The 11556-nt window shown below is 70.6% G+C and carries 8 protein-coding genes; 4 read left to right on the forward strand and 4 right to left on the reverse strand.

Annotated features, from left to right (window positions below; translation table 11 throughout):
* Nucleotides 1–24: 24 nt before the first annotated feature.
* Both B7K23_RS11415 and B7K23_RS11420 read right to left on the reverse strand, forming a co-directional pair.
* Entirely contained in the window at nucleotides 25–2547 is a 2523-nt protein-coding gene (locus B7K23_RS11415) for a bifunctional diguanylate cyclase/phosphodiesterase (RefSeq protein ID WP_084126698.1), read from the reverse strand.
* A 99-nt stretch (nucleotides 2548–2646) separates the two neighbouring features.
* Nucleotides 2647–2985 carry an oxidoreductase gene (locus B7K23_RS11420; protein WP_084126699.1) on the reverse strand — a complete coding sequence of 113 codons (339 nt, stop codon included), beginning with the start codon at nucleotides 2983–2985 and terminating at the stop codon, nucleotides 2647–2649.
* A 93-nt stretch (nucleotides 2986–3078) separates the two neighbouring features.
* Between B7K23_RS11420 and lpdA the strand changes: the two genes are divergently transcribed.
* The 3 genes from lpdA to B7K23_RS11435 are packed head-to-tail and all read left to right on the forward strand — an operon-like array spanning nucleotide 3079 to nucleotide 7107.
* The gene (lpdA, locus tag B7K23_RS11425; RefSeq protein WP_084126700.1) at nucleotides 3079–4464 is read left to right on the forward strand and encodes a dihydrolipoyl dehydrogenase; all 1386 of its coding nucleotides are present in this window, start codon (nucleotides 3079–3081) and stop codon (nucleotides 4462–4464) included.
* A gap of 24 nt (nucleotides 4465–4488) precedes the next feature.
* The gene (gene sucB / locus B7K23_RS11430; protein WP_084126701.1) at nucleotides 4489–6204 is read left to right on the forward strand and encodes a 2-oxoglutarate dehydrogenase, E2 component, dihydrolipoamide succinyltransferase; all 1716 of its coding nucleotides are present in this window, start codon (nucleotides 4489–4491) and stop codon (nucleotides 6202–6204) included.
* Nucleotides 6205–6210: 6 nt separating this feature from the next.
* Nucleotides 6211–7107 (forward strand): TIGR01777 family oxidoreductase, encoded by an 897-nt coding sequence (locus B7K23_RS11435; RefSeq protein ID WP_084126702.1) that lies wholly within the window; start codon nucleotides 6211–6213, stop codon nucleotides 7105–7107.
* On the opposite strand, the gene B7K23_RS11440 is transcribed toward B7K23_RS11435, so the two are convergent.
* Both B7K23_RS11440 and B7K23_RS11445 read right to left on the reverse strand, forming a co-directional pair.
* Complete coding sequence (locus B7K23_RS11440) at nucleotides 7090–8454, reverse strand: hypothetical protein (RefSeq protein ID WP_084126703.1); 1365 nt, start codon at nucleotides 8452–8454, stop codon at nucleotides 7090–7092. The two genes, B7K23_RS11435 and B7K23_RS11440, sit on opposite strands and share 18 nt — an antisense overlap.
* Before the next feature lie 64 nt (nucleotides 8455–8518).
* Entirely contained in the window at nucleotides 8519–10744 is a 2226-nt protein-coding gene (locus B7K23_RS11445; RefSeq protein WP_234996509.1) for an MMPL family transporter, read from the reverse strand.
* A 127-nt stretch (nucleotides 10745–10871) separates the two neighbouring features.
* On the opposite strand from B7K23_RS11445, the gene lipB reads away from it, so the two are divergent.
* Nucleotides 10872–11555, forward strand: coding sequence for a lipoyl(octanoyl) transferase LipB (gene lipB, locus B7K23_RS11450; protein ID WP_084126705.1), 684 nt, complete (start codon nucleotides 10872–10874; stop codon nucleotides 11553–11555).
* Nucleotide 11556 lies beyond the last annotated feature (1 nt).

Below are 11556 nucleotides of genomic sequence, written 5' to 3' on the forward strand. Positions count from 1 at the left end.
ACGGGGCGTGCGGGCGTCGTTGCGTCAGGATCGCTGCTCTCCCGTGAGGAACTCCTGCGCGAACTGGTCCACGGGCGTCGGTCGGCCGAGCAGGTAGCCCTGCACATGGTCCGCGCCGAAGCGGCTCACGAGCTCCAGCTGCTCCTGGGTCTCGACTCCCTCGGCCACGACCTTCAGGTTGAGCACACGGGCCAGCGCGATGAGCGCCTTCACGACCTCGTCGTGCTCCGTGTCGAGGCCCAGGCCGCTCACGAAGCTACGGTCGATCTTCAGGGCGTCGAGCGGGAACCGCGCCAGATAGTGGAGCGCGGAGTAGCCCGTGCCGAAGTCATCGATCGCGACCCGCACTCCGCGCTCGCGCAGCCGTCGGAGCGCCCCTTGCACCGCGTCGGAGTCCTCCAGCAGGAGGCTCTCGGTGATCTCGAGGATGAGCCAGGATGGCGCGCAGCCGGTGGCGCTGAGCGTCTCCTCGACCGCGAGGTCCACGTCATCGAGCGCGAACTGGCTCGTGGAGACGTTCACGGAGACCGCCATCGCCTCCTGCTCCGACCGCCCCTGGTTCCAGCGCACAACGGCCTCCGCAGCCTGGGACAGCACCCAGCGGCCCATCCGTCCGATCGTGCCCGTCTCCTCGGCGATCGGGATGAACTCGCTCGGCGGGATGTCTCCCAGGCTCGGATGGGTCCAGCGCAGGAGCGCCTCGGCGAACCTCGGCTCCGCGTCCTCTGCGAGCGTGTGGATCGGCTGCATGTGAAGTCGCAGTTGCGTCAGCAACTCGGGGCTGTCGAGGGCCTGCTCGATCGCGGCTCGCCGTCCGAGGGTCTCCGCGAGCTCGGGTCGGAAGTACTCGACCCGCGATCGACCCGTGCGCTTCGCCTGATACATCGCCATGTCGGCGTGCTGGAGCAGCTCGTCGACGGTCTTGCCATCCTCGGGGAACAGCGCGACGCCGATGCTCGCGCGGATCCCGGTCCCATGGTCGGTCACCCTCTCCGAGAGAGCGCGCTGGATCTTCCCGGTGATGGATGCCAGGTCGTACTCGTCGCCGATGTCCTCGATGAGGATCGCGAACTCGTCGCCGCCGATGCGAGCGAAGAGGTCGTAGGGCCTGAGCTTGCGCGAGACGGAATCCGCCACCGCCTGGAGCACGCGGTCGCCCCCAGCGTGGCCCAGGGTGTCGTTGACCGCCTTGAAGCCGTCGAGGTCGAGCAGCATGACCGCGGCGGAATGCGCGGCGCGGCTCGCGGATGCGAGCATGCGAGGGGCGCGCTCGTGGAAGGCCTGGCTGTTCGCGAGCCCCGTGAGGGTGTCGGTGTGCGCAAGGCGGTCCAGGTCCTCGCGCCGCCGCACCGAGTCGGTGATGTCGCGACCGATGCCGAGCACCCCGACGAGCCGGCCCGCATCGTCGTGCTCGGGCACGAAGCGGATCTGATGCACCCGTCGCTCGCGCGTCCGCGGATCGAAGAACGGCGCCTCGATGATCTCCGGAGGGCCACCGTCGAGGATGCTCCTGATCGCCTGCCTGCCGATCACCTCGGCGCCGGTGGTCAGCGTGAAGGCCGGCTGCCCCAGCACCTCCTCGGCGGTCTTCCCCAGCAGGCCGAGCATCCGGGGGTTCGCGTAGGTGTACCGCTCGTTGACGTCCCAGCGCGCGATCTGGTCCTCGGCATTCTCCGCGAGAGTGCGGAACTCCCGCTCGCCCTCGCGCGCCCGCTGACGCGCCTCGATCAGCTCGGTGACATCGCGGCCGACGGCGAGCGCCCCGATGACGGTGCCGGTCTCGTCCCGCTCGGCGGTGAAGAGGATGCTGTGGACGGTCTGCTCGTGGCCGTGCCGGTTGAAGAGCAGCTCCGCGTGGCCGCGCTCGCCCGTCTCGATCGTGCGCATGAGCTCGCGCTCGTACTCCTCGATCCCGGTCATGAAGGAGGCCGCGGACTCGGTGGGCCGCTTGCCGATGATCTCGCGCGCGTCGAGGTCCGTCGACAGGGCGATCTCCTGGTTGCAGTAGATCGCGATGCCGTCCGCGTCGTAACGAACGATGTTGTCGGGGGTGTTCTCGGCGAGCGCCCTGAACTCGGCCTCGCGTCCTCGCAGCGCGCGCTCGGTCGTGCGGTAGCGGGTGATCTCCCTCGCGGTCAGGACGATGCGGCGGATCACCTGGTCGTCGTCCCGCTCGGCGTGCGCTCTCAGGACGAACCAGCGCTCGACGAGCGACGACACGCGCCAGTGGATCTCTCCCTCGGCCAGGTCGCGACCCTCGGCGTCCCGCGCCTGCTCGACGAGTGCGACGACCGCGCCGGTCGCTTCCCCGAACGGACGCAGCTCCGCCAGGCTCCTACCGCCGTGGTCGAGGAACCCGCACCCGGCGACGGACTCGAAAGCGCGGTTCGTGTAGAGGAGGCGCAGGTCGGGGGTCACGGACGCGACGAGGTCCGGCACCGCGTCGAGCCAGGCGAACGAGAAGTCCCCCAGCCCGTCGCGATCCCATCGCTGCTCGCGCGCATCCATGACGAACTCGCTCCGATCACCGGGTGTCGTGTCCGCCATGCTACTCCGCGAACCCTGTGTGTCCTGGTAATCGGCAGTCACACGAGAGTGTGAAGTGTTTCACTCTCAATCCCCGTGCCGCGTCGGGACGAGGGCCGCCTACAAGGGCTTGCGGTGGGTCTCGTTCCACTCGCGCATCCGCGACGGATAGCCCGAGAGGTTGACGTCGAATGCAGGCACGCCGAGCTGCGTGGCGACCTTTCTGCCCGCGACCTCGTCCGGCACCTTGCGCCGCGTCCACTCTCCGGATCCGGCCACCAGGACCATCGTCGTCTGCGTCACCCGCGTGGCGGGTTCGATGAAGGCTTCGCAGCCCTCGCGCGTGGACGCGAACTCCTTGAAGTGGGCGATGGTCTGCGCCTGGGCACTCCGCGACTGCGAACCCGACTCGGGAGCCGTCGCCTTGCGGGAGCCGAAGATCCTGGACAGGAAGGACATGAGCCCAGACTAGGACACGCTCCCCGCGGTTCGCACGAAGCGCGCCAGGTGGCAAGATGGGACGTACCGACTTCCTTACAAGGAGAACGAATAGTGTCCGAGTCCACCCCTCGCTCGTTTGATGTCCTCATCCTCGGAGGCGGTTCCGGCGGTTATGCCGCGGCGCTGCGTTCCGCCCAGCTCGGCCTCACGGTCGGCCTCGTGGAAGAGTCGAAGGTCGGAGGCACGTGCCTCCACAACGGCTGCATCCCGACCAAGGCGCTGCTGCACGCGGCCGAGGTCGCGGAGACCGCCGCGCACGGCCCGTCGATCGGCGTGAGCACCACCTTCGCCGGCGTGGACATGAACGGCGTGAACGCGTACAAGCAAGGCGTCATCGACCGCCTCTACAAGGGCTTGCAGGGCCTCATCAAGTCGCGCAAGGTCACGATGATCGAGGGCCACGGCACTCTCGTCGGACCCGACGCGATCGAGGTACGCGGCGAGCGCTACACCGGCAAGAACATCGTCCTCGCGACCGGCTCCTACGCCCGCTCGCTTCCGGGCCTCGAGATCGGGGGCCGCGTGATGACCTCCGACCAGGCTCTGAACCTCGACTACGTGCCCCGCTCGGCGATCGTGCTCGGCGGAGGCGTCATCGGCGTGGAGTTCGCGTCGGTGTGGAAGAGCTTCGGCTCCGAGGTCCACATCATCGAGGCGCTTCCGCACCTCGCTCCCAACGAGGACGAGTCGCTCAGCAAGGGCCTCGAGCGCGCCTTCCGCAAGCGCAAGATCGGCTTCACCCTCGGCAAGCGCTTCCAGTCCGTCACGCAGGACGACAACGGCGTGACCGTCACCCTTGAGGACGGCACCACGCAGCAGGCCGACATCCTGCTCGTCGCCGTGGGTCGTGGCCCCCGCACCGCCTCGCTCGGGTACGAGCAGCAGGGCCTGAACATGGACCGCGGCTTCGTCCTCACCGACGACCGCCTCCACACCGGCGTCGGCAGCATCTACGCGGTCGGTGACATCGTCCCCGGCCTGCAGCTCGCCCACCGCGGCTTCCAGCAGGGCATCTTCGTCGCCGAGCAGATCGCGGGCCTCAACCCTCAGCCGATCGTCGAGTCGAACATCCCCCGCGTCACATACTGCGAGCCCGAGGTCGCCTCGGTCGGCCTCACCGAGGCCAAGGCAGCCGAGCAGTACGGCGCCGACAAGATCGCGTCGGTCGAGTACAACCTCGGTGGCAACGGCAAGAGCCAGATCCTCGGCACGACCGGCTTCATCAAGCTCATCCGCGTCGTCGACGGTCCGGTCGTCGGCGTCCACATGCTCGGCGCCCGCGTCGGCGAGCAGATCGGCGAGGCCCAGCTCATCGTCAGCTGGGACGCGCACCCGGAGGACGTCGCACCGCTCGTGCACGCCCACCCGACCCAGAACGAGGCGCTCGGCGAGGCCCACCTCGCGCTCGCCGGCAAGCCGCTGCACGCCCACGACTGATCCGAGAGAAGGAACTTCACACTCATGAGCAACGACGTCACGCTCCCTGCGCTCGGCGAATCCGTCACCGAGGGCACCATCACCCGCTGGCTCAAGAACGTCGGCGACACGGTCGAGGTCGACGAGCCTCTGGTCGAGGTGTCGACCGACAAGGTCGACACCGAGATCCCGTCGCCCGTCGCCGGTACCGTCCTCGAGATCCTCGCCGCTGAGGACGACGAGGTCGAGGTCGGCGCGGTCCTGGCCCGCATCGGCGACGCCTCCGAGGCCTCCGCGCCCGCCCCCGCCGCTCCGGCTCCGGCCGCCGAGCCTGCGCCCGCCGCCGCTCCGGCTCCCGTGGCCCCGACTCCTGCGGCCGCACCGGCTCCCGAGGCTCCCGCGCCCGCCGCTCCGGCTCCCGCCGCCGGTGGCCGCGACGTCACGCTTCCCGCGCTCGGCGAGTCCGTCACCGAGGGCACCGTGACCCGCTGGCTCAAGGAGGTCGGCGAGACGGTCGAGGCCGACGAGCCCCTCCTCGAGGTCTCGACCGACAAGGTCGACACCGAGGTGCCCGCGCCGTTCGCAGGCACGCTGCTCGAGATCGTCGTGCCCGAGGACGAGTCCGCCGAGGTCGGCGCCGTCCTCGCCCGCATCGGCGACGCCTCGGCGGCCCCCGCTCCGGCGCCCGCGCCCGCCGCTCCGGCTCCCGTCGCCGCACCTGCTCCTGCTGCCGCCCCTGCTCCGGCACCGGCCCCTGCAGCGGCTCCCGCGCCTGCCGCCCCGGCTCCCGCCGCGGCGCCTGCCGCTCCGGATGCGCCGGTCGGCGGCTCGGGCTACGTCACGCCGATCGTCCGCAAGCTCGCGGCCGAGCGCGGTGTCGACCTGTCGTCCGTCGCTGGCACCGGTGTCGGCGGACGCATCCGCAAGGAGGACGTGATCGCCGCTGCTGAGGCCGCTCCCGCAGCCCCCGCTGCCGCGGCCCCCGCCGCTGCCCCGGCCGCCCCCGCCCCCGCAAGCTCGGCCAACGAGGTCGAGGTCTCGGAGCTGCGCGGCCAGACGGTCAAGATGACCCGCATCCGCAAGATCACGGCCGACAAGATGATGGAGTCGCTGCACGGCATGGCGCAGCTCACGTCCGTCGTCGAGGTGGACTGCACCAAGATCTTCGCGCTGCGCGCCAAGAGCAAGGCAGCCTTCTCCGAGAAGCACGGCGTGAACCTCACGTTCCTGCCGTTCTTCACGCGCGCCGTCGCGATCGCGCTTCAGGAGCACGCGTTCCTCAACGCGTCGGTCGTCGACGACACGATCGTGTACCACCCCACGGTCAACCTGTCGCTCGCGGTCGACACTCCCAAGGGCCTCATGCTCCCGACGCTCAAGGACGCCGACTCGAAGACGATCGTCGACCACGCCAAGGGCATCGTCGACCTCGCCACCAAGGCGCGCGACGGCGGCCTCAGCTCGGACGAGATCTCGGGCGGCACCTTCTCGGTGACCAACACCGGCTCGGGCGGCACGCTGTTCGACACGCCGATCGTGCCCGCGCCGCAGGTCGGCATCCTCGCGACCTGCGCGATCGTCAAGAAGCCGGTCGTCGTGAAGGGCCCGGACGGCGAGGACGTCATCTCGGTGCGTCCGATGGCCTACCTCCCGCTCAGCTACGACCACCGCATCGTCGACGGTGCCGACGCCGCCCGCTTCCTGCAGACGGTCAAGAAGATCGTCGAGGCGGGCGAGTTCGAGGCCGAGCTCGGGCTCTAGCAGCACATGCGCGTCGTCATCTCCGGGGCCTCGGGCCTCATCGGTACGGCGCTCACCTCTGCACTGCACGAGGGCGGCCACGACGTGGTCGCCCTCGTGCGGCGTCAGGCCAGGAACGATCACGAGTCCTCCTGGAGTCCGGCGGGCGGCGCGATCGACCTCGATGTCATCGCCTCCGCCGATGCGGTGGTCAACCTGGCGGGAGCCTCGATCGGCGACCGCCGGCTGACCGCCGCCTACAGACAGGTCGTCCTGCAGTCCCGCGTCGACTCGACGACCACGATTGCGAACGCGATCGCCCAGGCCAATCCGTCCGCGGTGCTGCTGCAGGGGTCCGCGATGGGCTACTACGGCTCGCGAGGCGAGGAGCGGCTCTCGGAGCGCTCGGAGGCCGGGGACAGCTTCCTCTCGGAGATCTGCGAGGCCTGGGAGGCCTCGGCAGCGCCCGCCGTCGACGCCGGGGCCCGCGTCGTCTACCTCCGCACGGGTCTCGTGCTCGCCCCGACCGGCGGGTTCGCACAGCGTCTCCTGCCACTCGTCAGCCGGGGGCTCATCTCCGCGCTCGGATCCGGCACCGCCTGGCACGCGTGGATCTCGCTGGACGATGCGGTGCGAGCCCTGGTCTTCCACCTCGAGTCCGGGCACCATGGGCCGTCCAACATCGTCGCGCCGATACCTGCGCGGGATCGCGATCTCATCGCCGCCCTCACCTCAGCGCTCGGCCACTCCCCTGGGCTGCCCGTCCCCGCGTGGGCGATGCGTCTCGCGGCGGGACCGGCGGCAGAGGACCTGCTGTCCTCGCAGCGAGCGGTACCCGGCGTGCTGTCCCGGCTCGACTTCGAGTGGCACCACCCCCAGGTCGCGGACGCCGCGGCATGGATCGCGTCATCCCTCGACGACTGAGCCGACGTCGGCCACCCGCCAGCTCCCCTTCACCTTCTCCATCCGCAGCTCGACGGTGTCGCGCTGCGCGTCCACCTCGCTGCGCTCGCCCTGCACCACCACGACGTGCGCGGACGCTACGTACGTGAGCGTCACTGTCGCCGACTCCTCGCCCTCCTCCTCGACCTCGACCGTCTCGACCCGCACCTCAAGGTCCTCGTAGGTCAGCACGCCCGCCTCCACGTCGGCCGCCTGGCTCTGCGCTCGCTCTCGCGCGGCGGACCCAGGGACGGTCGTCGCGACCAGCGCCGAGGGGTCGGCCCCGGCGAGCGCCTCGAAGCGCCTCTCGGTGAGCCACGCCGCCGCCTCGGCGGGGTCCTCGATGACGGCGGCCCCCGTGCCATCGGCGAAGGCACGCATCGCACCCGCGCTCTCGGCGTCGGCACTCTCGGACGGCTCGCCGGTGGCGGAACCGGCTCCGTCGGAGGCGGAGGCGACCGTTCCACCCTCCTCGACGACGCTCGTGGCCTCGTCCGCGCCCGCGGCGCCCGACTCCGCGGTCGACGCCCCGGCCCCCATCAGCAGCCAGATCGCCGCGCCGCAGGCGACGACCGCCGAACCGGCCAGCCCCACGAGGCCTGCCAGCCTGCGGGGCGTGGTCTCGAGGCTGCTTGCCCAGCGTGACCACGGACCACCGGCATCGCTCGAGACTCGCCTGGCCGCCGCATCGTCCCTCTTGCGGGTGGGCTCAGGAGCACCCGCTTCGACGCTGTCGCGCATCCGCGAGGCCACCGAGGGGCCTGGCAGCGCGATGGGCCGCTCCTGCGCTGCGCCGGGGAGGGCGCGTGCCACCATCGCCGCCGTAGGCCTGGCGGCCGGGTCCGCCGCGGACATCGGGTTCGTCCACGCGGCCATGACGTCCGCATCCCCGTCCCTGACCGCCCCTCGCAAGAGGCGCCCCAGAGCGGCGACGTCGTCCGACTGCGTCGCCGAGGCGACGCCTGAGCCCGCGTCGAGCAGGACCGCATGGCCGGACTCGATCACGATGTTGTCGGCCTCGACTGCGCCATGCGCCATCCCCGCCCGGTGCAGACGCGCGAGGGCCCGCGCGACGCGCGTGCCCACCCACACGCACCCTCCCGCCGACAGCGGGCCGGTGGCCCGCATGACGTCCGCAAGGGTCTGCCCGTCGGTGAGCGGCATGAGCGCGACCACGGCCTCGCCCTGCATGAGCACCTTGTCGGGCGCCCTCAGTTCGGGCACGGCGAGGGCGCGCACGACCTCGGCGCGCGCGCCGGCAGCGACGTAGACCGCCTCGCCGACCCCGACAATGCGCCTGAGCTGAGTGACCTCGCCCCCGATGTCCATGCGGCCAGGCTGACACCGCGAAGCGGGCCCGCGGAGGTTCTCCACAGGCCCGCTTCGCGAGGCGTCAGTCGGCGATCTTCTTGTGGAAGGGCCACCACGACAGCCGGCCGACGTCAGCGACCAGTCCCGGTACCAGGAGAGATCGAACAACGAACGTGTCGATCAGCACGCCGACCGAGACGATGAAAGCGATCTGCGCGAGGAAGATCAGCGGGATCACGCTCAGCGCCGCGAAGGTCGCCGCGAGCACGATGCCTGCCGAGGTGATCACGCCGCCCGTCACCGCGAGAGCGCGACGCATGCCCTCGCGGTTACCGTGCACGAGCGACTCCTCCCTCGCACGCGACATGAGGAAGATCGAGTAGTCGACTCCCAGCGCGACGAGGAACACGAAGCCGAGCAGCGGCACTGCGGGGTCGGTGCCCGGGAAGTCGAGCACGTGGTTGAAGACGACAGCCGCGAGTCCCATCGTCGCCGCGAAGCTCAGGACGTTCGCGAGGATGATCAGCACCGGAGCGACGACCGCGCGCAGGAGCAGCATCAGCACCACGAGGATCACGAGCAGGATCGTCGGCAGGATGACCCGCAGGTCACGCTCGGAGGTGAGCCGCGTGTCGAGCGTCTCCGCGGCCTGGCCGCCGACGAGCGCAGACTCGTCGATCGCGTGAACGTCGTCGCGGACGTCCTCCACGATCTCGGTCGCCTCGACGGACGACGCGGCCACCTGGGTCACCGCGACGATCTCCACACGGCCGTCGACCTCGAGCGGCTCCTCGTTCGGAACCACTCCGGCCGGCGCGCCCGCGGCGACCGAGGCGGTGAGCAGATAGGCCTCGTCGACGCCCTCGATCTCCGAGACCGCGGCGAGCACCGCGTCGGCCTCGTCGGCATCCGCGATCACCCGGATCGGCGAGGTCGCGCCCGCGTCGAAGTGGGCCTCGAGCACGTCGAAGCCCTCGATCGACTCGACCTCGCCCAGGAACACGTCGCGCTCCCCCAGTCCACCGGACTGGAAGGTCGGAAGCATCGCCGCGAACACTGCGAGCCCGACCGCGGCGGCAGCCCACACGACGCGCGGACGAGCATCGACCATGCGGGAGACCTTGCCCCACACGCCGGCCTTGGTCTCAAGCGCCGCGGTGACCTTCTCTCGCTCCTCGAGAGACAGGTCGGCATGCACCGGATCGGCAGCCGCATCGTCGCCGCGGTAGCGGGGCATGGCGGGCCAGAAGACGCCACGCGCGTGCTTGCCGCCGATGAGCAGCAGCGCGGGGAGCAGCGTGAGCGCGGCCAGGAAGGACGCGACGATGCCGATCGCGCCGGCGGGGCCGAGCGACGAGTTCGACTTGAGGTCGCTCAGCAGCAGCACGAGCAGCCCGAGGACGACGGTGCCCGCGGAGGCCGCGATGGGCTCGAGCGATCGGCGCCAGGCAGTCCCCAACGCCGCGTACGGCGACTGCGTGCGGAGCAGCTCCTCGCGGTAGCGGGCGACGAGCAGCAGCGAGTAGTCCGTCGTGGCTCCCACGACCAGGATGAACATGATGCCCTGGCTCTGGCCGTTGAGCGTGATCACGTCCGCGTCCGCGAGGGCGAAGACGGCGATGATCGCGCCGGTGAGGGCGAGCATCGAGGTCGCCAGCACCAGGAACGGCAGCACGGGGCTGCGGTAGACAATCAGCAGGATCACGAGGACCACGGCCAGTGCGACGAGCAGCAGGATGCCGTCGATGCCGGCGAAGGCCTCCGACAGGTCCGCGACGAGTCCCGCGGGGCCGGTCACATAGCCGTCGAGGCCCAGGTCGGCCTCCTCCCACGAGGCGCGAACGGCGTCGACGAAGACGGTCGCGAACGAGTCCTCGCCGACCTGCTCCGCGAAGACCTCCGCGTCGACGGCGAACGTGACAAGCGACGCCTCACCGTCGTCGGAGGCCGTGGCCTGCGGTCCCATCCCGCCCGGGCCGGTGAGGACCACGTCGCCGACGGTCCTGCCCTCGGGGTCTCCCTCGAGGGGCTCCTCGAGCAGGTCGTCGACGAAGCCCTGCACCGCGGCCAGGTCCTCGGCGGAGCCGCCCTCGACCACGAGGAGCGCGGGGACGGAATCGGACTGCACGAAGTCGGCATGGGCCTCAGCGGCCTCTGTGGACTCCGCGCTCGCGGGCAGGAACGCGGCCGAGTCGTTCTCCTGCACGTCCGACAGCTTTCCGAACGTCTGTCCTCCCATGCCGCCGATCGCCAGCCAGGCGACGATGGCGAGGAGGACCAGGACTGGTCGTATCCAGGTGTGCTTCACAGCGGGGCTCTTCCTTAAGTCTCGGGGGGCACATCGTTGATGTCCCAGGAACGTCGCGCCTGTCAACCTCATTCCCAGTAATTGACACGTCGTGTGAGTGTCGGAGAAACCGGGTTAGCCTTGTGCGGTGGAGATCCTCAATCTGCTGCCCGAGGGACCCCTCGACTATGAGGCGGTCTGGGCGAGGCAGCGCGACCTGCATGGTGGCGTCGTCGCGGGCACGACCCCCGACAGCATCGTCCTTGTGGAGCACGAGAGCGTCTACACGGCCGGCCGCCGCACCGCATCGTGGGACCGACCTCTCGACGGCACCCCGGTCGTCGAGGCGGACCGCGGCGGACGCATCACGTGGCACGGCCCCGGCCAGCTGGTCGGCTATCCGATCGTGCGCCTCGGCGAACCGGTCGACGTGGTCCGCTATGTGCGCGCGCTCGAGCAGGCCATCATCGACACGTGCGCGGCCTTCGGCCTCGAGACGATGCGCGTCGAGGGGCGCTCGGGGGTGTGGCTCCCCGCGACGGATGGTCGCCGGGAGCGCAAGATCTGCGCGATCGGCGTGCGCGTCGCCAAGGGCGTCACGATGCATGGCTTCGCGCTGAACTGCACGCCCGACCTGAGCCAGTTCGATCGCATCGTCCCGTGCGGCATCTCCGACGCGGACGTCACCTCGCTCAGCACCGAGCTGGGCCGCCAGGTCACGATCGACGAGGTCGTCCCGTACGTCCTCCCCGCGCTCGAGTCGGCGCTCGTCGACGTACGATTCCATCCGACCAGCGCCGCCGGCTCCCCCGCCGGCGCCACGCGTACCTAAG

The organism is Demequina sp. NBRC 110054 (genome assembly GCF_002090115.1).
Lineage (GTDB): Bacteria > Actinomycetota > Actinomycetes > Actinomycetales > Demequinaceae > Demequina.